This window comes from Variovorax sp. OV700, from assembly GCF_900099805.1.
Lineage (GTDB): Bacteria > Pseudomonadota > Gammaproteobacteria > Burkholderiales > Burkholderiaceae_C > Variovorax.
Map to the genome: position 1 here is coordinate 78,120 of NZ_FNDR01000017.1, position 23,314 is coordinate 101,433.

22 protein-coding genes are annotated in these 23,314 nt (G+C 65.0%); 20 read left to right on the forward strand and 2 right to left on the reverse strand.

What is annotated here, in order from left to right; translation table 11 throughout:
* Positions 1-12: 12 nt before the first annotated feature.
* From rseP to BLR24_RS28045, 15 genes are all read left to right on the forward strand, one after another.
* Positions 13-1,383 carry an RIP metalloprotease RseP gene (gene rseP / locus BLR24_RS27975; RefSeq protein ID WP_093023561.1) on the forward strand — a complete coding sequence of 457 codons (1,371 nt, stop codon included), beginning with the start codon at positions 13-15 and terminating at the stop codon, positions 1,381-1,383.
* Positions 1,384-1,421: 38 nt separating this feature from the next.
* Entirely contained in the window at positions 1,422-3,857 is a 2,436-nt protein-coding gene (gene bamA, locus BLR24_RS27980; protein WP_093023563.1) for an outer membrane protein assembly factor BamA, read from the forward strand.
* A complete protein-coding gene (locus BLR24_RS27985) occupies positions 3,858-4,403 on the forward strand; it encodes an OmpH/Skp family outer membrane protein (protein ID WP_093023565.1) in 546 nt (181 codons plus the stop codon). It abuts the gene before it with no gap.
* A gap of 16 nt (positions 4,404-4,419) precedes the next feature.
* A complete protein-coding gene (gene lpxD / locus BLR24_RS27990) occupies positions 4,420-5,397 on the forward strand; it encodes a UDP-3-O-(3-hydroxymyristoyl)glucosamine N-acyltransferase (protein ID WP_093023567.1) in 978 nt (325 codons plus the stop codon).
* A gap of 23 nt (positions 5,398-5,420) precedes the next feature.
* Positions 5,421-5,870: a 3-hydroxyacyl-ACP dehydratase FabZ gene (gene fabZ / locus BLR24_RS27995; protein WP_055797294.1), complete on the forward strand. Its 450-nt coding sequence runs from the start codon at positions 5,421-5,423 to the stop codon at positions 5,868-5,870.
* Between the two features lie 23 nt (positions 5,871-5,893).
* On the forward strand, positions 5,894-6,682 hold the full coding sequence (gene lpxA / locus BLR24_RS28000; RefSeq protein WP_093023569.1) for an acyl-ACP--UDP-N-acetylglucosamine O-acyltransferase: 789 nt from the start codon (positions 5,894-5,896) through the stop codon (positions 6,680-6,682).
* A gap of 13 nt (positions 6,683-6,695) precedes the next feature.
* Entirely contained in the window at positions 6,696-7,844 is a 1,149-nt protein-coding gene (lpxB, locus tag BLR24_RS28005) for a lipid-A-disaccharide synthase (protein ID WP_093023571.1), read from the forward strand.
* Positions 7,816-8,535, forward strand: a complete 720-nt coding sequence (gene rnhB / locus BLR24_RS28010) for a ribonuclease HII (protein ID WP_093023629.1) — start codon at positions 7,816-7,818, stop codon at positions 8,533-8,535. Before lpxB ends, rnhB begins: the two co-directional genes overlap by 29 nt.
* Positions 8,536-8,543: 8 nt before the next feature.
* The gene (locus BLR24_RS28015; RefSeq protein ID WP_093023573.1) at positions 8,544-9,338 is read left to right on the forward strand and encodes a TrmH family RNA methyltransferase; all 795 of its coding nucleotides are present in this window, start codon (positions 8,544-8,546) and stop codon (positions 9,336-9,338) included.
* A 198-nt stretch (positions 9,339-9,536) separates the two neighbouring features.
* Positions 9,537-10,706 carry a glutamine-hydrolyzing carbamoyl-phosphate synthase small subunit gene (carA, locus tag BLR24_RS28020; RefSeq protein WP_093023575.1) on the forward strand — a complete coding sequence of 390 codons (1,170 nt, stop codon included), beginning with the start codon at positions 9,537-9,539 and terminating at the stop codon, positions 10,704-10,706.
* 10 nt (positions 10,707-10,716) lie between these two features.
* Positions 10,717-11,256, forward strand: a complete 540-nt coding sequence (locus BLR24_RS28025; RefSeq protein ID WP_254787633.1) for an ORF6N domain-containing protein — start codon at positions 10,717-10,719, stop codon at positions 11,254-11,256.
* Position 11,257: 1 nt separating this feature from the next.
* Complete coding sequence (carB, locus tag BLR24_RS28030; protein WP_093023579.1) at positions 11,258-14,509, forward strand: carbamoyl-phosphate synthase large subunit; 3,252 nt, start codon at positions 11,258-11,260, stop codon at positions 14,507-14,509.
* Positions 14,510-14,523: 14 nt separating this feature from the next.
* Entirely contained in the window at positions 14,524-15,393 is an 870-nt protein-coding gene (locus BLR24_RS28035) for a Kdo hydroxylase KdoO (protein ID WP_093023581.1), read from the forward strand.
* A 64-nt stretch (positions 15,394-15,457) separates the two neighbouring features.
* A complete protein-coding gene (gene greA / locus BLR24_RS28040) occupies positions 15,458-15,934 on the forward strand; it encodes a transcription elongation factor GreA (RefSeq protein WP_093023583.1) in 477 nt (158 codons plus the stop codon).
* 10 nt (positions 15,935-15,944) lie between these two features.
* Positions 15,945-16,370 (forward strand): DUF4149 domain-containing protein, encoded by a 426-nt coding sequence (locus tag BLR24_RS28045; protein ID WP_093023585.1) that lies wholly within the window; start codon positions 15,945-15,947, stop codon positions 16,368-16,370.
* 47 nt (positions 16,371-16,417) lie between these two features.
* Here BLR24_RS28045 and BLR24_RS28050 read toward each other — a convergent pair whose 3' ends face one another.
* Together BLR24_RS28050 and BLR24_RS28055 are read right to left on the reverse strand one after the other, a co-directional pair.
* Positions 16,418-17,137 carry a glycosyltransferase gene (locus BLR24_RS28050; protein ID WP_093023587.1) on the reverse strand — a complete coding sequence of 240 codons (720 nt, stop codon included), beginning with the start codon at positions 17,135-17,137 and terminating at the stop codon, positions 16,418-16,420.
* Between the two features lie 26 nt (positions 17,138-17,163).
* Positions 17,164-17,643 (reverse strand): YhbY family RNA-binding protein, encoded by a 480-nt coding sequence (locus BLR24_RS28055; protein ID WP_055796764.1) that lies wholly within the window; start codon positions 17,641-17,643, stop codon positions 17,164-17,166.
* 89 nt (positions 17,644-17,732) lie between these two features.
* On the opposite strand from BLR24_RS28055, the gene BLR24_RS28060 reads away from it, so the two are divergent.
* The 5 genes from BLR24_RS28060 (at position 17,733) to BLR24_RS28080 (ending at position 23,278) form a co-directional block, all read left to right on the forward strand.
* On the forward strand, positions 17,733-18,401 hold the full coding sequence (locus BLR24_RS28060) for an RlmE family RNA methyltransferase (protein ID WP_093023589.1): 669 nt from the start codon (positions 17,733-17,735) through the stop codon (positions 18,399-18,401).
* A gap of 178 nt (positions 18,402-18,579) precedes the next feature.
* Positions 18,580-20,496, forward strand: a complete 1,917-nt coding sequence (ftsH, locus tag BLR24_RS28065; RefSeq protein ID WP_093023592.1) for an ATP-dependent zinc metalloprotease FtsH — start codon at positions 18,580-18,582, stop codon at positions 20,494-20,496.
* A 63-nt stretch (positions 20,497-20,559) separates the two neighbouring features.
* Positions 20,560-21,462 carry a dihydropteroate synthase gene (gene folP / locus BLR24_RS28070; protein WP_093023594.1) on the forward strand — a complete coding sequence of 301 codons (903 nt, stop codon included), beginning with the start codon at positions 20,560-20,562 and terminating at the stop codon, positions 21,460-21,462.
* Complete coding sequence (gene glmM / locus BLR24_RS28075; protein WP_093023596.1) at positions 21,459-22,802, forward strand: phosphoglucosamine mutase; 1,344 nt, start codon at positions 21,459-21,461, stop codon at positions 22,800-22,802. Before folP ends, glmM begins: the two co-directional genes overlap by 4 nt.
* Positions 22,799-23,278 (forward strand): GNAT family N-acetyltransferase, encoded by a 480-nt coding sequence (locus BLR24_RS28080; RefSeq protein ID WP_093023598.1) that lies wholly within the window; start codon positions 22,799-22,801, stop codon positions 23,276-23,278. Before glmM ends, BLR24_RS28080 begins: the two co-directional genes overlap by 4 nt.
* The last annotated feature ends 36 nt before the right edge of the window (positions 23,279-23,314 follow it).

Here is a 23,314-nt window from a genome sequence, read left to right on the forward strand (position 1 = left end):
CAGAGGATCCGGATGCTTACCGTCATAGCTTTCGTGGTTGCACTCGGCATCCTCATTGCCGTGCACGAGTACGGCCACTACCGCGTCGCGGTGGCGTGCGGCGTCAAGGTCCTGCGGTTCTCGGTCGGCTTCGGCAAGACCCTCTACCGCTGGCAGCCCAAGCGGCAGCATCCGGGCCAGGAAACCGAATTCGTCATTGGTGCGTTCCCTCTGGGCGGCTACGTCAAGATGCTGGATGAGCGCGAGGGGCCGGTCGCGCCGGAAGAGCGCCACCGTGCCTTCAACACGCAGCCGCTGCGATCGCGTGCCGCCATTGTTGCCGCGGGGCCTATTGCCAACCTGTTGCTCGCAGTGGTGCTTTACACGGCCGTCAACTGGATCGGCGTGGACGAGCCCGTCGCCAAGCTGGCCCGGCCCGTCGCGGCCTCACTGGCCGAGGCCGCGGGCTTGCGCGGCGGCGAGCACGTCACGCGCGCCGGCTTCGAGGGCGACCTGGAGCCGGTGCAGTCGTTCGAAGACCTGCGCTGGCGGATGACGCGCGGCGCCCTTGACGGCCGGGACCTCACGATCGAGGTGGCGGGCGAGGGCGGGCAGGCTGCACGGCAGATCGTCCTGTCCCTGAGTCGCATCGAAGCCAAGGACGCCGACCCGCAGATGTTTCGCAAGATCGGCGTGGTCGCCCCGTTGACCCGGCCCGAGATCGGCCAGGTGATGGCCGGCAGCGCCGCAGACCGTGCGGGCCTTCGAAGCGGCGACGTGGTTCGCGCCGTGGGAAACACCGCCATCGTCGACGGACAGCAATTGCGCGAAGTGATCCGCACGTCGATCGACGGCGACCAGCCTCGTGCGCAGACCTGGCAAGTCCGGCGTGGCGACCAGTCGATCGAGCTTGAAGTCAAGCCCGAACTGCGCGAGGAGGGCGCCGTGAAGGTCGGCCGTATCGGTGCGTATGTCGGTGCGCCACCCGAGATGGTCACGGTTCGGCAGGGGCCCATCGACGGCGTCTGGCGCGGCATCGTGCGCACCTGGGAGGTCTCGGCCCTCACCGTCCGCATGATGGGCAAGATGGTGATCGGCGAGGCTTCGCTCAAGAATTTGAGCGGGCCGCTCACGATCGCCGACTATGCGGGCAAGTCAGCGAGCCTCGGCTTCACCCAGTACCTGGTGTTCCTCGCGCTGATCAGCGTGAGCCTTGGCGTGCTGAATCTCATGCCGCTGCCGGTCCTCGATGGGGGGCACCTGATGTATTATCTTTGGGAGGGCCTGACCGGCAAGAGCGTCTCTGACGCCTGGATGGAACGGCTGCAGCGCGGCGGAGTCGCCTTGCTGCTGGTCATGATGTCGGTCGCACTATTCAACGACGTCACGCGGCTCTTTGGTTAACTTTCTGCCGGCCCTTTCCGCGCCGGCCCAATTCACAGATGAACACAAACTTCAGTCGCTTTCGCCTGCGTAGCGTTGCCGCGGTAGTGGCCAGCGCGTTGGCGGCCACGGCAGCTTGGGCCGTCGAGCCTTTCACGGTGCGCGACATTCGCGTCGAGGGCTTGCAACGGGTCGAGCCCGGCACGATCTTCGCATCGCTGCCGCTGCGTGTCGGCGACACCTACAGCGACGAACGCGGCTCCGCCGCCATTCGCGCGCTGTTCGACCTGGGTTTGTTCAAGGACGTGCGCATCGACGTCAACGGCAACGTGCTGGTGGTGATCGTCGAAGAGCGGCCCACCATCGCCGACGTCGATTTCGTCGGCGCCAAGGAATTCGAAAAGGCTGCGCTCCAGAAAGCGCTGCGCGAAGTCGGCCTGGCTGACGGCCGGCCTTACGACAAGGCACTGGCCGACCGCGCCGAGCAGGAGCTCAAGCGCCAGTACGTGAGCCGGAACCTCTACAACGCGCAGATCGTGACCACGGTCACGCCCATCGAGCGCAACCGGGTGAACCTTACGTTCACCGTGACCGAGGGCGACTCCGCCCGCATTCGCGAAGTGCGCGTGATCGGCAACAAGGCATTCAGCGAATCGACCCTGCTGAGCCTGTTCGACCAGGACAGCGGCGGCTTCATGAGCTGGTACACCAAGTCCAACCAGTACTCGCGTTCCAAGCTCAACGCCGACCTGGAAACGCTTCGTTCGTACTACATCACGCGCGGCTATCTCGAATTCCGCATCGATTCGACCCAGGTTGCCATTTCGCCGGACCGCCAGGATCTGTCGGTGACCGTCAACATCACCGAAGGCGAAAAATTCGTGGTGGCCGGGGTCAAGCTCGACGGCAACTATCTCGGTCGCGATGAGGAATTCAAGTCGCTCGTGACCATCAAGCCCGGCGAACCCTACAACGGCGAGCAGGTCACCGAAACCACCAAGGCCTTCACCGACTATTTCGGCACCTTCGGCTACGCGTTTGCGCGCGTGCAGGCACGCCCCGAAATCGACCGCGTCAACAACCGCGTCACCTTGACGCTGCAGGCCGAGCCTTCGCGCCGCGTCTACGTGCGCCGTGTCGCCGTGGGCGGCAACGCCAAGACGCGCGACGAAGTGATTCGGCGCGAGTTCCGCCAGTTCGAGGCCTCGTGGTACGACGGCGACAAGATCAAGCTTTCGCGCGACCGCGTGGACCGCCTTGGCTTCTTCACCGAAGTGAACGTCGAGACCCAGGAGATTCCGGGTTCGCCCGACCAGGTCGACCTGGTCGTCAACGTGGCGGAAAAGCCCACCGGCAGCCTTCAGCTCGGTGCCGGCTACTCCAGCGCCGAAAAGGTGGCTCTCACCTTCGGCATCTCGCAAGAGAATGTTTTCGGTTCGGGCAATTTCCTGGGCGTGCAGGTCAACACCAGCAAGTACAACCGCACGCTGTCGGTGACCACCACGGATCCGTACTTCACGAAGGACGGCATCTCGCGCACGATCAGCGTCTACCACACCACCACGCGTCCGTACTCGACCAACATCGACGGCGACTACAAGCTGGTCAACCAGGGCGCATCCATCCGCTTCGGCGTGCCATTCAGCGAGATCGACACGGTCTTCTTCGGCGCCGGCCTCGAGCGCTATGCGTTCGAGCCGAACACCTCGACCTCGTTCTCGGGTCTCTACACGCCAGCGTCGTACCTTCGGTATTTCCAGTGCTCCAAGGATGCGACCGGCCTCTTCGTGACCGAGTGCGACCAGAAGAGCGTGTGGGGCGTGCCGCTCACAGTCGGTTGGGGCCGCGACAACCGCGACAGCGCGCTGGTTCCAACCACCGGGCGCCTGCAGCGGGCCAACCTCGAGTTGGGCGTTGGCGGCGACATGCAGTACATCAAGACGAACTACCAGTACCAACAGTTCTTCGCGATCAACAAGCAATACACCTTCGCAATCAACGCGGACGTTGGCTATGCCAAGCCGCTGGGCAGCAAGGTCTACCCGATCTTCAAGAACTTCTACGCTGGTGGCCTGGGCTCTATCCGCGGCTTCGAGCAGAACTCGCTGGGCCCGCGCGACGTACCGCTGCTTGGCCAGACCGAAGGCGCCGCACTGGGCGGTACCAAGAAGGCGGTCTTCAATGCCGAACTCAGCACGCCGTTCCCCGGCGCCGGCAACGACCGCACTCTTCGTCTTTACGGCTTCTTCGACGTCGGCAATGTGTTCGGTTCGCGCGCCGAAGGCCTGACCGACGAGCAGTACAAGGCCCAGAAGAAGCTGCGCGCCTCGGTAGGCGTCGGGGTCAGCTGGATCTCGCCGCTGGGTCCGCTGCGCCTTGCCTACGCCTTCCCCGTCAAGTCCCAAAAGGAAGTGCTGGATCCGAATACCGGCTTCGTTGTGATCCCGAAGGATAGAATCCAGCGCTTGCAATTCCAGATTGGAACGTCTTTCTAAATGAAGCATTTGATTCGCGCTGCGGCTGGCGCGTTGTTGATTCCTGTTTTTGCACTGGTTGCCGTGCCCGCGGCCCAGGCGCAGGAAACCTTTCGCATCGGATTCGTGAATCCGGACCGCGTGCTGCGTGAAGCCCAGCCGGCCAAGGCCGCGCAAGCCAAGCTCGAGGCCGAGTTCCTCAAGCGCGAGAAAGATGTCACGGCGCAGGGCGAGGCACTGAAAACGGCCTCCGAAAAGTTCGAGCGCGAGGCGGCCACCTTGTCCGAGAGCCAGCGTGCTTCGCGCCAGCGGGCGTTGGTCGACCAGGACCGCGACTTCCAGCGCCGCCGCCGCGAGTTCCAGGAGGATCTCAATGCGCGCAAGAACGAAGAGCTCCAACAGGTCTACGAGCGTGCCAACCGCGTGGTGAAGCAGGTGGCCGAGGCTGAAAAGTACGACGCCATCCTGCAGGAAGCGATCTACATCAATCCGAAGCACGACATCACGGACAAGGTGATCAAGGCGCTGAACGCCTCGACCCCTTCTTCGACAACGGGCGGCAAGTAACGCCGCGAAAAACGGCGTGTCACTGCAGCTCGGAGCCATTGTCAGCGCCCTGGGGGGCGAGCTCCACGGGGACGCGGCGCTGTCCATCGAACGGCTAGCGCCGCTTCAGAATGCACAGCCCGATGCGCTCAGCTTCCTGAGCCATCCCAAATACCAGCAGGAACTGGCGGCCTCCAAGGCCGCTTGCGTGATCGTTTCGCCCGCCATGCGCGACGCCGCGGCGGCACGCGGAGCGTACATCGTCGCTCCTGATCCCTATCTTTATTTCGCACGCCTCACGCAGTTGTGGAAGGCGCACCATGCGCGCCCCGAGGCCGACCGCATCCATCCCTCCTCGGTGATCCATCCTGAAGCCATTGTGGACGCGACGGCTCGCATCGGCGCGTTGTGCGTGGTGGAGCGGGGCGCACGCATCGGAGCCGGCACGGTCCTGAAGTCGCGCGTGACGATCAGCGAAGACTGCGTGGTCGGCGAGCGCTGCCTGCTGCATCCTGGCGTGGTGATCGGCGCCGACGGCTTCGGCCTGGCGCCGCACCAGGGCACGTGGGTCAAGATCGAGCAGCTGGGGGCGGTGCGCATCGGCAACGACGTCGAGATCGGCGCCAACACCTGCATCGACCGCGGCGCGCTCGACGACACCGTCATCGAAGATGGCGTCAAGCTCGACAACCTGATCCAGATCGGCCACAACGTGCGCGTCGGCAAGCACACGGCCATGGCGGGCTGCGTCGGCGTGGCGGGCAGTGCCACCATTGGGGCGCACTGCACCTTTGGCGGCGGCGCCATCGTGCTGGGACATCTCACCGTGGCCGACGGCGTTCATGTTTCGGCCGCGACGGTGGTCACACGCTCGATCCACAAGGCCGGCCAGTACACCGGCATGTTCCCCATCGACGACAATGCGAGCTGGGAAAAAAATGCTGCAACGCTCAAGCAGTTGCACAGCCTGCGCGAACGACTCAAGGCGCTGGAAAAGGCCCCCCAGAAAAAGTGAAGACGATGCAGGAACAGAAAATCATGACGACGACGCTCGATATCCATCAAATCCTCAAGCTGCTGCCCCACCGCTATCCGTTCTTGCTGGTGGATCGCGTGCTGGGCATGGAAAAGGGCAAGCGCATCACGGCGCTCAAGAATGTGACGATGAACGAGCCGTTCTTCAACGGCCACTTTCCTCATCGCCCGGTCATGCCGGGCGTGCTGATGCTCGAAGCCATGGCGCAGGCGGCGGCGCTGCTGTCGTTCCATTCGCTGGACATCGTGCCCGACGACAACACGGTCTACTACTTTGCGGCCATCGACGGCGCGCGCTTCAAGCGCCCCGTGGAGCCCGGCGACCAGCTCACGCTCGAAGTCGAGATCGAACGCATGAAGGCCGGCATCTCGAAGTTCAAGGGCCGCGCGCTGGTGGGCAGCGAACTGGCCTGCGAGGCCACGCTGATGTGCGCCATGCGCCAGATCAACTGATCCTGCGGCGGTTACGACAAGGCATGACGCAGGTTCATTCGACAGCGCTCATCGACCCGAAGGCAGAACTCGACGCCTCGGTTTCGGTGGGGCCCTACACCATCGTCGGTCCGCACGTGCGGATCGGTGCCGGCACGAGCATCGGCGCGCACTGCGTGATCGAGGGCCGCACCACCATCGGCCGCGACAACCGGATCTTCCAGTTTTCGTCGCTCGGCGCGGTCCCGCAGGACAAGAAATACGCCGGTGAGCCGACCGAGCTCGTCATCGGCGACCGTAACGTCATTCGCGAGTTCTGCACCTTCAATCTCGGCGTTCCGGGGGCGGGCGGCATCACGCGCGTGGGCAACGACAACTGGATCATGGCGTACACGCACATCGCGCACGACTGCCGCATCGATGACCACACCACGCTGGCCAACAACACCACGCTGGCCGGCCACGTGCACCTGGCCGACTGGGTCACCATCGGCGGGCTGACCGGCATTCACCAGTTCGTCTCGGTCGGCGCCCATGCGATGGTCGGTTTTGCCAGTGCTGTGTCGCAAGACGTGCCTCCCTTCATGCTGGTCGACGGCAATCCGTTGGCGGTGCGCGGCTTCAATCTCGTCGGCCTGCGCCGCCGCGATTTTTCGGCACCGCGGCTCGCCGCGGTGAAGCAGATGCATCGCCTGCTGTACCGGCAGGGCAAGACGCTCGAAGAAGCGCGTGCCGGCATCACCGCCTTGGCGGCCGACACGCCCGAGGCGGCCGAGGATGTGGCGCTGATGGAGCGCTTCCTGGCCAATTCAACGCGCGGCATCGCGCGTTGAAGTAACTGTCGGCATGGGCAAGGACGAACAGCGGCGGTTCGCGCTGGTCGCGGGCGAAGCTTCCGGCGACCTGCTGGCGGGCCTTCTTCTCGATGGCCTGCAGGCGCGGTGGCCCTCGCTCCAGACGGTGGGCATCGGCGGGCCGCGCATGCTTGCGCACGGCCTGCAGAGCTGGTGGCCGCAAGAAAAACTGGCCGTGCGCGGCTACATCGAGGTGCTGCGCCACTATGCCGAGATTGCCGGTATCCGCCGCCAGCTCAAGGCGCGGCTGCTGCGCGAATGGCCGGAGCTCTTCATCGGCGTCGACGCCCCCGACTTCAACCTCGATCTCGAGGCCGGATTGCGCGGCCGCGGCATGAAGACGGTGCATTTCGTCTGTCCCTCGATCTGGGCCTGGCGCCCTGACCGCATTGAAAAGATACGCGCCGCGGCCGACCACGTGCTGTGCATCTTCCCGTTCGAGCCCGCGCTGCTGGCCGAAAATGGCGTGCAGGGCAGCTACGTTGGCCATCCGCTGGCCAATGTGATTCCCATGGCGCCTGATCGTGGCGCGGCCCGTGCTGCGCTGGGCCTCGCACCCGACGCGGAGGTCGTCGCCTTGCTGCCCGGCAGCCGCCGTTCGGAAGTGCGCTACCTCGCCGCCCGGTTCTTTGCCGCCGCCGCGCAGATGCTGAAGGCAAGGCCCGCGCTCCAGTTCGTTGCGCCCATCCTGCCGAGCCTGCGCGTCGAGGTCGAGGCCCTGTTGAAGGCCAGCGGCATCGCCGGGCGCGTGACCTTGCTCAACGGCCAGTCGCATGCCGCGCTGGCCGCCTGCGACGTCACGCTGATTGCCAGCGGAACCGCCACGCTCGAGGCGGCGCTGTTCAAACGGCCGATGGTCATTGCCTACAACATGAACGCGCTGTCGTGGCGCCTCATGCAGCGCAAGCAGCTCCAGCCTTGGGTCGGCCTGCCCAACATCCTGTCGCGCGAGTTCGTGGTGCCCGAGCTCCTGCAGGACGCGGCCACGCCGGAGGCGCTGGCCCATGCCACGCTCGCCTGGCTCGATGCGCCCGAGAAGACGCAGGCGCTGCAACAAAAATTTTCAGAGCTGCACGTGCAACTGCAGCGCGATACGCCGACACTTTGCGCCGATGCGATCCAGAAAGTTCTTGAAGGCTGAGCAGGCTGCCCTCGTGTGGGACGCCCCGGGCCTTGTTGCGGGCGTGGACGAGGCGGGCCGCGGACCGCTGGCCGGGCCGGTGGTGGCGGCGGCCGTCATCCTGGACGACCAGCGCCCGATCCGCGGCCTCGCCGATTCCAAGACGCTCACGGCGCAGCAACGCGAACGCCTGCACGACCAGATCCTGGCCAAGGCGCTGTGCTGTTCGGTGGCGCAGGCGAGTGTGGAAGAAATCGACACCCACAACATTCTGCAGGCCACGATGCTCGCGATGCGCCGCGCGGTCGAGGGTCTGCGGCTGAAGCCTGCCAAAGTGCTGGTCGATGGCAACCGCCTGCCGACTCTGGACGTGCTGGCTGAAGCCATCGTCAAGGGCGACGCCCGGATCAAGGCGATTTCCGCTGCTTCGATCCTGGCCAAGGTCTACCGCGACCGCCTGTGCGAGCAGCTCCACGTCGAGTTTCCCCATTACGGCTTTGCCGGCCACAAGGGCTACGGCACGCCGGAGCACCTGGAGGCGCTGCAGCGCCACGGTGCTTGCGTGCATCACCGCAGGTCGTTCAGTCCGGTGGCCGCGGCGTTGGCGCGCACGATGGCCGATGCGGCTGCGCTGGCCGAAGCCGCCATGCCGGTGCCGGTGGTCATTGCAACGGTCGAGACCGTGCACCTCGAGCTGCGCGCCGAGCGCTGAGCCGCCAAATGACCACCCCGACCGGCGCGAGCCACATCAGCTCGCGCGACAACCCGCTGCTCAAGGACTTGCGCAAGCTGGCCCAGGACCCGGGCGCCTACCGCAAACTCGGCCGCCTCTGGCTCGAAGGCGACCATCTCTGCCGCGCGGCACTTGCGCGGGGGGTCGAACCCGCCATCGCCGTTTTTTCCGCATCATTTTGGCCGTTGGCTCCCGCCGAATGGGCAAATGCTGCTACCAAAACCGTAGTGATTGACGATGATCTTTTGCGCGCCGTCAGCGGACTGGAATCGCCGGCGCCGATGGGATTCGTGCTCGACCTGCCTTCCCGGCCCGCGCTGCTGCCCGACGCGCCGAGTGTCGTGCTCGACCGGCTGCAGGATGCCGGCAATGCCGGGTCCATCCTGCGCAGCGCGGCGGCCTTTGGTTTCAAGCAGGTGATCGCGCTCAAGGGCACGGCGGCGCTGTGGGCGCCGAAGGTGCTGCGCGCGGGCATGGGCGCGCACTTTGGCCTCCGGCTGATCGAAGGCGTGGAAGCCGACGCACTCGACGAGCTGAACGTGCCGCTGCTGGCCACCAGTTCGCACCGGGGCGAATGGCTGCACGAGGCGCGCCTGCCAAACCCCTGCGCCTGGCTGATGGGCCACGAGGGGCAGGGCGTTTCGCCGGCGCTCGAAGCACGGGCCACGCATCACATCCGCATTGCGCAGCCGGGCGGCGAGGAGTCGCTGAACGTGGCTGCCGCGGCGGCCATCTGCCTGCACGCGAGCGGCGCGGCCGGGTTTGCGCAGGCCGTTTCCTGATTTGCCAATGCCATAAAGGCATGAGGCGCGTATGTTTTACGGCCCCCCGAGGCGGGAGAGCGATGCCACCGAGCTACAATCGGGGGCTTACTCGCAATAGCGTCGCCCGGCCGCCTTTAACGCCAAAATCCCCTTAAGCAGCAGTCCGCAGGCAACGCGCCTGGGGCTCCGGGCGACCGTAACCATCCGGAGAACCCAGTGCTTTTGTCTCTCAAGGGAAGTTTCCCGCCCGCCATCCTGGCGCTCGCAGACGGCACGGTCTTTCAAGGCAATTCGATCGGAGCCGCCGGCTCCACGACCGGTGAGGTGGTGTTCAACACCTCCATGACCGGTTACCAGGAAATCCTCACCGACCCGAGTTATTGCCAGCAGATCGTAACGCTCACGTATCCGCACATCGGCAACTACGGCGTCAACGGGGAAGACATCGAAGCCGACAAGATCCATGCCGCTGGCCTGATCATCAAAGACCTGCCGCTCGTCGCATCCAATTTCCGCAAGACGGCCACGCTGAGCGAATACCTCGTGGCCGGCAAGACGGTGGCCATCGCCAACATCGACACCCGCAAGCTGACCCGCCACCTGCGCACCCATGGCGCGCAGAACGGCTGCATCCTGGGCCTGGGCGCGGGTGAAGCCGTGACACAGGCGCTGATCGACAAGGCCATTGCCGCCGCCAAGGGCGCGCCCAACATGGCCGGGCTCGATCTGGCCAAGGTCGTGTCGGTGAAGCAGACCTACGAGTGGACCGAAACCGAGTGGAAGCTGGGCGCCGGCTACGGCGTGCAGATCACGCCCAGGTTCCACGTGGTGGCTTTCGACTACGGCGTCAAGAAGAACATCCTGCGCATGATCGCGCAGCGCGGCGCCCGCATCACCGTGGTGCCGGCGCAAACGCCCGCCGCGGATGTGCTCAAGCTCAAGCCCGATGGCATCTTCCTGGCCAACGGCCCGGGCGACCCGGAGCCTTGCGACTACGCCATCAGCGCGGTCAAGGAACTCATCGAGACCGGCATTCCGACCTTCGGCATCTGCCTGGGCCACCAGATCATGGCGCTGGCTTCGGGTGCGAAGACTTTCAAGATGAAGTTCGGCCACCACGGCGCCAACCATCCGGTGAAAGACCTGGACAACGGCCGCGTGAGCATCACCAGCCAGAACCACGGCTTCGCGGTCGACGAGAAGTCGCTGCCGGCCAACCTGCGCGCCACCCACATCAGCCTGTTCGACAACACGCTGCAGGGCCTCGCCCGCACCGACAAGCCGGCGTTCTGCTTCCAGGGCCACCCTGAAGCCTCGCCCGGCCCGCACGACATCGGCTACCTGTTCGACCGCTTCACCGCGCTCATGGAGCAGGCACGTGGCTGATGCACCCGCGGTGCTCGACGCTTCGGTCATCGCCGCCTTGCGCGATGCCGAGGGCAAGATTTACGCGCTGCGCGGCCTCAAGGTCATGCTGGCGCAGGACCTTGCCGCGCTCTATGGCGTCGAGACCCGGGTGCTGTTGCAGGCCATGCGCCGCAACCTCGATCGTTTTCCGGCGGATTTCGCCTTCACCCTGGAGGACCAGGACCTCGAGAATTTGAAATCACAACTTGTGATCTCAAAACCTGAGAAGCCGGGTTCCGGTGGCGCGCGCTACCGAAGCGTGGCGTTCACCGAACAGGGCGTGGCCATGTTGTCGAGCGTGCTGCGCAGCGAACGCGCCGTGGCCGTCAACATCGAGATCATGCGTACCTTCGTCAAGCTGCGCAGCATGCTGTCGGAGCACGCCGATCTCAAACGCAAGCTGAACGCGCTGGAACAGCGATACGACCAGAACTTTCGCGATGTATTCAACGCGATCCATCAACTGATGGATGAGCCGAAGCCGGGCGCCTACAGCGGCCGCGGCATCGGATTCACCAAGGACAAATAAGATGCCCAAGCGCTCAGACCTCAAATCCATTCTCATCATCGGCGCCGGCCCGATCATCATCGGCCAGGCCTGCGAGTTCGACTACTCCGGCGTGCAGGCCTGCAAGGCTTTGCGCGAGGAGGGCTACAAGGTCATCCTGATCAACAGCAATCCTGCGACGATCATGACCGACCCGGCCACGGCCGACGTCACCTACATCGAGCCCATCACCTGGCAGACGGTTGAAAAAATCATCGCCAAGGAGCGCCCCGACGCGATCCTGCCGACCATGGGCGGCCAGACCGCGCTCAACTGCGCGCTCGACCTCTGGCGCAACGGCGTGCTCGACAAGTACACGGGCGCCGCCACCAACAAGCCTGTCGAACTCATCGGTGCCACGCCCGAAGCCATCGACAAGGCCGAAGACCGCCTGAAGTTCAAGGACGCGATGACCAAGATCGGCCTCGGATCGGCGCGCTCCGGCATCGCCCACTCGATGGACGAAGCCTGGGCCGTGCAGAAGACGTTGGGCTTCCCGACCGTGATCCGCCCCAGCTTCACGCTCGGCGGCACCGGCGGCGGTATCGCCTACAACCCCGACGAATTCGAGACCATCTGCAAGCGCGGCATCGAAGCCTCGCCGACCAACGAGCTGCTGATCGAAGAGTCGCTGCTCGGCTGGAAAGAGTACGAGATGGAAGTCGTGCGCGACAAGGCCGACAACTGCATCATCGTCTGCTCGATCGAAAACCTCGACCCGATGGGCGTGCACACCGGCGACTCGATCACCGTGGCTCCCGCGCAGACGCTGTCCGACAAGGAATACCAGATTCTCCGCAACGCCTCGCTGGCCGTGCTGCGCGAGATCGGCGTGGACACCGGTGGCTCGAATGTGCAGTTCTCGATCAACCCGAAGGATGGCCGCATGGTCGTCATCGAGATGAACCCGCGCGTCTCGCGTTCGTCGGCGCTGGCCTCCAAGGCCACGGGCTTCCCGATCGCCAAGGTCGCGGCCAAGCTGGCCGTGGGCTACACGCTCGACGAGCTGCGCAACGAAATCACCGGTGGCGCCACGCCCGCGTCGTTCGAACCGTCGATCGACTACGTGGTCACCAAGATCCCGCGTTTCGCGTTCGAAAAATTCCCGCAGGCCGATTCGCGCCTCACCACGCAGATGAAGTCGGTGGGAGAGGTGATGGCCATGGGGCGCACCTTCCAGGAGTCGTTCCAGAAGGCGCTGCGCGGCCTTGAAGTGGGCGTCGACGGCCTGAACGAGAAGACGCAGGATCGCGAAGTGCTCGAAAAGGAACTGGGCGAGCCCGGCCCCGAGCGCATCTGGTACGTGGGCGATGCCTTCGCCATGGGCCTGAGCGTCGATGAAGTGTTCGCGCTGACCAAGATCGACCCGTGGTTCCTGGTGCAGATCGAAGAGATCGTGAAGATCGAACTCGAACTCGAAACCAAGTCACTGGACGACATCGACAAGGACACGCTGCTGGCACTCAAGAAGAAGGGCTTCTCCGACCGGCGCCTGGCCAAGCAGCTCAAGACCACCGACACGGCCATCCGCGAAAAGCGCCGCGCCCTGGGCGTGCGCCCGGTCTACAAGCGCGTGGACACCTGCGCGGCCGAGTTCGCGACCAACACGGCCTACATGTACTCGACGTATGAAGACGAGTGCGAAGCCGACCCGACGGACAGGAAGAAGATCATGGTGCTCGGCGGCGGTCCCAACCGCATCGGCCAGGGCATCGAGTTCGACTACTGCTGCGTGCACGCCGCGCTCGCCATGCGCGAGGACGGCTACGAGACCATCATGGTCAACTGCAATCCCGAGACTGTGTCGACCGACTACGACACCTCCGACCGCCTGTACTTCGAGCCGCTCACGCTCGAAGACGTGCTCGAGATCGTCGACAAGGAAAAGCCGCTCGGCGTGATCGTGCAGTACGGCGGCCAGACGCCGCTCAAGCTCGCGCTCGACCTCGAAGCCAACGGCGTGCCGATCATCGGCACCTCGCCCGACATGATCGATGCGGCCGAAGACCGCGAGCGCTTCCAGAAGCTGCTGCACGAGCTGGGCCTGCGCCAGCCGCCGAACGCCACTGCGCGTACCGAACCTGAAGCGCTCGAAAAGGCCGCCGCCCTGGGCTACCCGCTGGTGGTTCGCCCCAGCTACGTGCTCGGCGGCCGCGCGATGGAAATCGTGCACGAGCAGCGCGACCTCGAGCGCTACATGCGCGAAGCGGTCAAGGTGAGCAACGACTCGCCGGTGCTGCTCGACCGCTTCCTGAACGACGCGGTCGAGTGCGACGTCGACTGCATCCGCGACGGCGAAGGCGCCACGCTGATCGGCGGCGTGATGGAACACATCGAACAGGCCGGCGTGCACTCGGGCGACTCCGCCTGCTCGCTGCCGCCCTACAGCCTGAGCGCCGAAACCATCGCCGAGCTGAAGCGCCAGAGCGCCGCGATGGCGAAGGCGCTCAATGTGGTCGGCCTGATGAACGTGCAGTTCGCGATCCAGCAGAAGGATGGCAAGGACGTCATCTACGTGCTCGAAGTGAACCCGCGTGCTTCCCGCACCGTACCCTACGTGAGCAAGGCCACCGGCATCCAGCTCGCCAAGGTGGCGGCACGCTGCATGGCCGGACAGTCGCTCAAGTCGCAGGGCGTGACGAAGGAAGTCACACCGCCGTACTTCAGCGTGAAGGAGGCCGTGTTCCCATTCGTCAAGTTCCCGGGCGTGGATACGATCCTCGGCCCCGAGATGAAGTCCACTGGCGAAGTGATGGGCGTGGGCAAGACCTTCGGCGAAGCCTTCGTGAAGTCGCAGCTGGGCGCCGGCACGCACCTGCCGAAGTCGGGCAAGGTCTTCATCTCGGTGAAGAACAACGACAAGGCGCGCGCGGTCGAAGTGGCGCGCGGCCTGGTCAAGCTGGGCTTCGAGATCATCGCCACCAAGGGCACGGCCGCGGCCATCGGCGCCGCGGGCATCGAATGCGCGACGGTGAACAAGGTGACCGAAGGCCGCCCGCATATCGTGGACATGATCAAGAACAACGAGATTGCGCTGGTCATCAACACGGTGGAAGAGCGCCGCAACGCGATCACCGATTCGCGGCAGATCCGCACCTCGGCGCTGCTGGCGCGCGTGACCACCTTCACCACGATTTTCGGCGCCGAAGCCGCAGTCGAGGGCATGGGCTTCATGGACGAACTCGGCGTGATCTCGGTGCAGGAGATGCACGCGCAGCTGGCAGCGGTGGCCTGAGCCTGAGCGCCATCATGGAAACCCAGCTCGTCGAACTGGACCTTGCCGACTGGAGCGCGGCCGCGCCGAACGAGGCGTGGATCGCGGCGCTCGAAGCGGGCAAGGTGCTGTACTTTCCGCGCCTGGGCTTCGAGCTGCTGCCCGAAGAGCGCAGCCTGCTGACGCCCAGCCTGCTGTCGCCCAACGTGCGGAACATCAGCCTCGACGCCAACGGCAAGCTCAAGGGCGCCGTCGGCGACAAGGCGGTGCAGCGCACCGCGACGGCGATGGTGGGGCGGTTTCGGGCGCAGGCGCAGCAGCTGATCCACGGTCTGCTGCCGCACTACACACCCGCTTTGCGGCTGGCCCCCACCAGCTACCGTCCGGCGCAGGTCGAGACGCGCGTGCAGTCGTGGCGCGCGGACGACCGGCGCCTGCACGTCGATGCGTTCCCGTCGCGCCCCAACTACGGCGAGCGCATCCTGCGCGTGTTCACCAACGTCAATCCCGACGGCGCACCGCGCGTCTGGCGCGTGGGCGAGCCCTTCGAGGACATCGCCAGGCGCTTCCTGCCTCGCGCCAAGCCCTACGCGCGCTGGCAGGCGAAGCTGCTGCAAGCCCTGCACGTGACCAAGTCGTTCCGCAGCGAGTACGACCACCTGATGCTGCAGCTGCACGACGGCATGAAGTCGGACATGGCCTACCAGGAAAGTTCGCCGCAGGAAACTGCGAAGTTCCCGCCTGGTTCGGTGTGGGTGTGCTTTTCCGACCAGACCTCGCACGCCGTGATGGCGGGGCAGTACATGCTCGAGCAGACCCTTCATCTGCCCGCGGCGAAGCAATACAATCCAGATTCGAGCCCGCTCGCCATCCTGAGCCGGCTGACCGGACGCACCCTCGTCTGATCCTGTCCCCCAATCGACCGCCGAACGGCAGCGTTCGGCGGTTTCGCTTTATGGAGAACCAAACATGGCCACCATTCCAATTACCAAGCGCGGTGCCGAGAAACTGCGCGCTGAATTGCATCAGCTCAAGACCGTGGACCGCCCCTGGGTCATCAATGCGATTTCCGAGGCGCGTGCACAGGGTGACCTGAGCGAGAACGCCGAATACGAAGTCGCGAAAGACCGCCAGGGCTTCATCGAAGGCCGCATCCAGGAAGTCGAGGGCAAGCTCTCGGCAGCGCAGATCATCGATCCGACCGAACTGGACGCGGGCGGCAAAGTGGTGTTCGGCTCCACGGTCGAGCTCGAGGAAGAAGAATCGGGCGAAGGGGTCAAATACCAGATCGTCGGCGAGGACGAAGCAGACCTGAAGCTGGGCCTCATCAATATCTCCAGCCCGATCGCGCGTGCGCTCATCGGCAAGGAAGAGGGCGACGTCGCCGAGGTGCAGGCACCGGGCGGCCTCAAGCGCTACGAGATCGTGGCAGTCCGCTACCTCTGATTCGCGCCGGATGAAAGACCGCCTCGCGCTGCTGCTGGCCGCCTTCTGGTGGGGCAGTCTCACGACAATCGGTTTCCTCGTGGTGCCGATGCTCTTCGCGAAGCTCGGCAATCCCGCGGTGGCCGGCAACTTCGCAGGCCAGCTGTTCGAGGCGCAGAGCTGGATCGCCATTGGCTGCGGCCTGCTCCTCCTGGTTCATTTCAGGACGAGGATGGATGACCGCATCGACAGCGCCTCGATGACTGCCATCTTCCTGATACTGGGCGCGTTGCTGCTGGCGCTGCTCCAGCAATATGCCGTGGCGCCGCGCATTCTGGCGCGCGACAACCTCAAGCTGTGGCATGCCGTGGGAAGCGGTATGTACCTGATTCAATGGCTCTGTGCCGGTGCGCTGCTGTGGCGCATGGGCGCTGCCAGGGCGCTCACGGCAGACTGAAGCGGGGCGGCAGGACAGGCTGCTGTCCCGCCCGCCACCCCTTCAGTTCATTCTTTCCAGAACTTCGCGACCCAGTTCGCAGGCCGGATGAAGCGGAAAGCCCGGTTGCGCCGGCCTGCCAGCGCGTCGGGGGGGTTGCATTCACCATGGAACACCATGATGCGTGCGCCCTCGGGCACGAAGGGCTCCTCCCAGTAGTTGGTCGGCCACATGGGAATGCCGTGGTACTTGAAGCTAGGGCACCAGGCCGAGGGCCAATAGGAGAGCTTGCCCTGCTTGTGCAGCATGTCGGACAGGTAGGCCTGCTCGTTGCGGTATTCGGCCTGCACCTTGTCCATGTTGTCGCGAAAATACGCCAGCACGTCGGCATGGGCGCCCAGTTCGAAGCGGTACACCGATGAATTTCCGGTGATCCGCTCGCGGCGCCAAGGGCGCGCATAGTCGTGAATGATCAGGAATTCGCCGGGCTGCTCGAAGAAGGCGTCGAGGCTGCCCACGACAACCACGTCGACGTCCAGGAACAGGGCGGTGCCGCGCAGACCGTGCAGGTCCTTTTCGAAGGTCGTGAGCTTCTTCCATGCGCCGTCGCGCTGGCCCGGCGCCAGCTGGAGGTTCAGCGGCGGGATCGGCAGGCACGTCACTTCGGGGCGGATGCCGTTGCCGTCGTCCGTCAGGCACACGAACTTGAAGTCGCCGCTGAGATTGCGGCGCACCATCGCGTAGAGGCGGTTGACGTATTCGGGGCCGTATTTGGTGCCCCACTTCATGCAGAGAATGTGGCGTGTCACCCAGCTCAATCCGACTGGTTGCGTTTCTTGGCCGAGAGCGGCCGCTTCGCCTTGGCGCGCTTGATGGTGCCGCCGGGGGTGAGGCGCTGGTTGCCGAGCACGCGCAGGGTCTTGATTTCGGGGCGCTGGCCGCCGCGCTTGCTGTACTTCAGCACCTTGATGTCGCGCGGGCCGGGCATGCGGTCTTCGTCGACCACGCGCTCTTTCTCGGGCTTGGGGCGCCACAGCACCAGCAGCTTGCCGATGTGCTGGATGGGCGCTGCGTCGAGCTCTTCGGCCAGTTCGCGCAGCATGGCGTCGCGCGCCAGGCGGTCGTCGGAAAAGACGCGGACCTTGATCAGGCCATGGGCCTTGAGCGCCGCATCGGCTTCTTTTTTAACGGCAGGGGTCAGCCCGTCTCCACCGACCATGACGATCGGATCCAGGTGGTGAGCTTCGGCGCGGTGCACCTTGCGCTCGGCAGGGGTAAGTTGAATGGCGGGCATCCCCGTATTATCGAGGGTAGAAAGCAACCTCTCGAACCGCCGGGCCGCTTCCAAGCGAATACCGCAGCGCGAAGCACGAGAGGCTCCCCATGAGCACCAAGGCGAAAAGCAAAAAAGTAAACAAGGCGTGGCTGCACGACCACATCAACGATCCGTACGTCAAACTGGCCACGCGGGAGGGGTACCGCGCACGCGCCGCCTACAAGCTGAAGGAAATCGATGAATCGCTGGGCCTGGTCAGGCCGGGTCAGCTGGTGGTCGACCTGGGCTCTACGCCCGGTGCCTGGAGCCAGTACCTGCGGCGGCGCATGTCCCCCGACGGCGCCGCGGCCGGCGAGCTGAACGGCACCATCATTGCGCTCGACATGCTGCCCATGGAGCCGATCGAGGGCGTGACCTTCCTTCAGGGCGACTTCCGCGAGGCGGAGCTGCTCGAGCAGGTGCTGGGCGTCCTGGCGGGTCGGAAGGCCGACTTGGTGGTATCCGACATGGCACCCAACCTGTCGGGCATCCATTCGGCCGACGCCGCACGCGTGGCCCACCTGATCGAGCTTGCAATCGACTTTGCCCAGCACCATCTGAAGCCCGAAGGAGCGCTGGTCGCCAAGCTTTTCCATGGCAGCGGCTATGACGAGCTGGTGAAGCTGTTCAAGGCAAATTTCCGCGCGGTGAAGCCCTTCAAACCCAAGGCTTCGCGCGACAAATCGTCCGAAACCTTTCTCGTCGGCATGGGCCTGAAGGCCCAGGAAACGCCTTGATACCTTGACGCGAGGGGCCCTAACACGGCGCCGTTGGGGCGCAAACCCTTGTCAGGCTATGGCTGCTTTAGGGAAATGCCCGCTTTTCGCAGCTTGAAAAGCCTAAAATGGGGCGCAATTGCGTATCCATAGCGCGTTCTTTCACAATCTTGTCACGCGCTTTCGACTGGAGCTTCGTTTGAACAATCAGTGGTTTTCCAAAGTTGCCGTATGGCTCGTCATTGCCATGGTGTTGTTCACTGTGTTCAAGCAGTTCGACACCCGCGGCGGCGTCGGCTCAGGGGCGGTGAGCTATTCGGAGTTCCTGGATCAGGTCCGAAACAACCAGATCAAGAGCGCCATCATTCCTGAAGGCGCGGGCGGCGGCGAAATCGTCGCCGTCACCAACGACGATCGCAAGATCCGAACAACCGCCACCGTGCTCGACCGCGGCCTGGTCGGCGACCTGATCGACCACAACGTCAAGTTCGACGTCAAGCCGCGTGAAGAGGGCTCGCTCCTCATGACGCTCTTGGTGAGCTGGGGCCCGATGCTGCTCTTGATCGGCGTCTGGATCTATTTCATGCGCCAGATGCAGGGCGGCGGCAAAGGCGGGGCGTTCAGCTTCGGCAAGAGCAAGGCCCGCATGATGGACGAGAACAACAACACGGTCACTTTCGCCGACGTCGCGGGCTGCGACGAGGCCAAGGAAGAAGTCCGTGAAGTCGTCGACTTCCTGAAAGACCCGCAGCGCTTCCAGAAACTGGGCGGCCGCATTCCGCGCGGCTTGCTGCTGGTCGGCCCTCCGGGCACCGGCAAGACCTTGCTGGCCAAGTCGATCGCCGGCGAAGCCAAAGTTCCGTTCTTCTCGATCTCGGGTTCCGACTTCGTCGAAATGTTCGTCGGTGTGGGCGCGGCCCGCGTGCGCGACATGTTCGAAAACGCCAAGAAGAACGCTCCCTGCATCATCTTCATCGACGAAATCGATGCGGTGGGCCGTCAGCGCGGCGCCGGCCTGGGCGGCGGCAACGACGAACGCGAACAAACGCTCAATCAGATGCTGGTCGAGATGGACGGTTTCGAAACCAACCTCGGCGTGATCGTGGTGGCCGCCACCAACCGCCCGGACATCCTGGACGCCGCACTGCTGCGTCCCGGCCGTTTCGACCGCCAGGTGTATGTCACGCTGCCCGACATCCGCGGACGCGAGCAGATCCTCGGCGTGCACATGCGCAAGGTCCCGCTGGGCCAGGACGTGAACCCGAGCGTCATCGCCCGCGGCACGCCAGGCATGTCCGGCGCCGACTTGGCCAACCTCTGCAACGAAGCCGCCCTGATGGCCGCACGCCGCAATGCGCGCGTGGTCGAAATGCAGGACTTCGAGAAGGCCAAGGACAAGATCTTCATGGGCCCCGAGCGCAAGAGCATGGTCATGCCCGAGGAAGAGCGCCGCAACACGGCCTACCACGAGTCCGGCCACGCCCTCATCGGCAAGCTGCTGCCCAAGTGCGACCCGGTCCACAAGGTCACCATCATTCCGCGTGGCCGCGCCCTGGGCGTGACCATGAGCCTGCCGGCACAAGATCGCTACAGCTACGACCGCGAGTACATGCTGAACCAGATCAGCATGCTGTTCGGTGGCCGCATCGCCGAAGAAGTGTTCATGCACCAGATGACCACCGGCGCCAGCAACGACTTCGAGCGCGCGACCTCCATCGCCCGCGACATGGTCACGCGCTACGGCATGACTGACGCGCTCGGCCCGATGGTCTACGCAGAGAACGAAGGCGAAGTGTTCCTCGGCCGCTCGGTCACCAAGACCACGAACATGAGCGAGCAGACCATGGAAAAGGTCGATGCCGAAGTTCGCCGCATCATCGACGAGCAGTACGCCCTTGCGCGCCGCCTCATCGAGGAAAACAGCGACAAGATGCACACCATGGCCAAGGCCCTGCTCGAGTGGGAAACCATCGACAGCGAGCAACTCGACGACATCATGGCAGGCCGCGCACCGCGTCCGCCCAAGGACTGGACGCCGCGCATCCCGCCTTCGGGCAGTGGCGGCAGCGGCGGCACGCCAGCCGTCAATCCGGATCCGGCGCCTACAGTTGCCTGAAGTGCATCCGGCGTCAAACAACAACGGGGCCCTGGGCCCCGTTTTCGATGAAGGTGCCGCAGCATGACGATGCCTCCCGCACGGGCCTGGCAGACCGCGCGTTTCGCAATCGATCTCGCGCAACCGCGCGTGATGGGCATCGTCAATGTCACCCCCGATTCCTTCTCCGACGGCGGAGCGCATGCTTCCACCGAGGCCGCGCTGCGCCATTGCGAGCAACTGCTGAAAGAGGGCGCCGACATCCTCGACGTCGGCGGCGAATCGACCCGCCCGGGCAGCCCGGCCGTGCCACTCGACGCCGAACTGGCGCGCGTGCTGCCCGTCGTCCGGGAAGCGGTCAGGCTCAACGTGCCGGTGTCTGTCGATACCTACAAACCGGAAGTCATGCACGCGGTGCTCGATCTGGGCGCCGACATCATCAACGACGTGTGGGCACTGCGGCAGCCCGGGGCGCGCGAAGCCGTGGCCGTGCATCCCTCGTGCGGTATCTGCCTGATGCACATGTACCGGGATCCGCAAACCATGCAGGCCGCGCCGATGCAGGGTGACGTGGTGCCCGCGGTGCTGTCGTTCTGGGCGGAGCAGCTGGCGCACTTGCAGGCGCTGAAGATCGATCCCTCGCGGATCACGCTCGACCCCGGCATTGGCTTCGGCAAGACCGTGGCGCAGAATTTTGCCCTGCTGGCGCGCCAGCGCGAGTTGCTCGGAGCCGGCTTTCCGCTGCTTCTGGGCTGGTCCCGCAAGTCGTCGATCGGTGCCGTGAGCGGCATCGAAATAGCCAGCGGACGCATGGTGCCCAGCGTGGTGGCAGCGGTGCTCGCGGTAGAGCGGGGCTCGGCCGTCGTGCGGGTGCACGATGTGCGCGAAACCGTGTCGGCGCTCGCCGTGTGGCGCGCCATGAAGGCCGAAGAGCCGCATCCCGATTTGCAAGTTTCACAAGATCAACAACAAGAGGAGATCCCGTGACCCGAAGATACTTTGGCACCGACGGCATTCGCGGTACGGTCGGCCAGTCGCCCATCACCCCTGATTTCGTTCTGCGCCTCGCGCATGCCGTGGGCCGCGTCCTCAAGAGGAGCCAGTCGCGCCCCACGGTGCTGATCGGCAAGGACACCCGCATCTCGGGCTACATGCTCGAAAGCGCGCTCGAGTCGGGCTTTAATTCCGCAGGCGCCGACGTGGTGCTGTTGGGCCCGTTGCCGACCCCCGGCGTGGCGTACCTGACGCGCGCGCAGCGTGCGAGCCTGGGCGTGGTGATCAGCGCCAGCCACAACGCCTATCCCGACAACGGCATCAAGTTTTTTAGCGCACAGGGAACCAAGCTCGACGACGAGTGGGAGCTTGCGGTGGAGGCCGCGCTCGAGGAAGCTCCGGTGTGGGCAACCTCTGCCGAACTCGGCAAGGCCCGCCGCCTGAACGATGCGCCGGGCCGCTACATCGAGTTCTGCAAGAGCACTTTCGCAAACGATCTGACGCTGCGCGACATGAAGCTGGTGATCGACGCGGCACACGGCGCGGCTTACCAGGTGGCGCCGAACGTGTTCCACGAGCTGGGGGCCGAGGTCACCAGCATCGGCTGTACGCCCGACGGGCTCAACATCAACAAGGGGTTTGGCGCCACCCATCCGGCGGCGCTGGTGGCGGCGGTGACCGAGCAGAAGGCCGACTACGGCATCGCGCTCGACGGCGACGCCGACCGCCTGCAACTCGTCGACGCGAGCGGGCGTCTCTTCAACGGCGACGAACTCCTCTACCTGATGGTGGCCGAGCGCATCGCCCGCGGCGAAAAGCCCGCTGGCGTGGTCGGCACGCTGATGACCAACAAGGCCGTCGAGGTGGCGCTGCGCGCGCAGGGCATCGAATTCGTGCGCGCCAAGGTGGGCGACCGCTACGTGCTCGAAGAGCTCGACAAGCGCGGCTGGCTGCTGGGTGGTGAGGGCTCGGGCCATCTGCTGGTGCTGGACCGCCACACGACGGGCGACGGCATCGTGAGCGCGCTGCAGGTGCTGCAAGCCTGCGTGCGCAGCGGCAAGACCGTAGCGCAGCTGCTTGCGGATCTCACGCTGTTTCCCCAAGTTCTGATCAATGTCCGCCTGGCGCCGGGCCAGGACTGGAAGAACAACGATGCCCTGGCGAGCGAAACAGAGCGTACCGAAGCCGAGCTTGGCGACGGCGGCCGCGTACTGATTCGCGCAAGCGGCACCGAGCCGCTGGTTCGCGTGATGGTCGAGGCGCGAGACGCCAAGCAGGCCGAGTCTTGCGCGAAACGCCTTGCGGCAACCCTCGAATCCGCGCAGCAACGATGATCGAGGTCGTCCTCGTCGACTACCGCAACGCCGCGCAGGCGGCTGCGTTGGTCGATCTACTCGATGCCTATGCGCGCGATCCCGCCGGCGGCGGCACGCCGCTAGACGCCAGCGTGCGCGCCGGCCTGCCCGCGGCACTGGCCGCGCGGCCGCAAGCCTTCAGCGTGCTGGCGTACGACGGCGCACAGCCGGTCGGCCTCGTCAACTGCATCGAAGGCTTCTCGACTTTTGCCTGCCGGCCGCTGGTCAACGTGCATGACGTGGTCGTTGTGCCCAGCCATCGCGGACAGCGCGTTGCGCAGCGCATGTTCGCGCGGGTGGAGCAGGAGGCGAGGGCGCGTGGCGCTTGCAAGCTCACGCTCGAAGTGCTCTCAGGCAATGCGCCCGCGCTACGCAGCTACGAGCGTGAAGGATTCATCGGCTATCGGCTCGACCCGGCGTTTGGACACGCGGTTTTTCTGCAGAAGAAGCTCTGAAAAAGAAAAAGGGCCGGGGCGCGTTTGGCGCCGTCG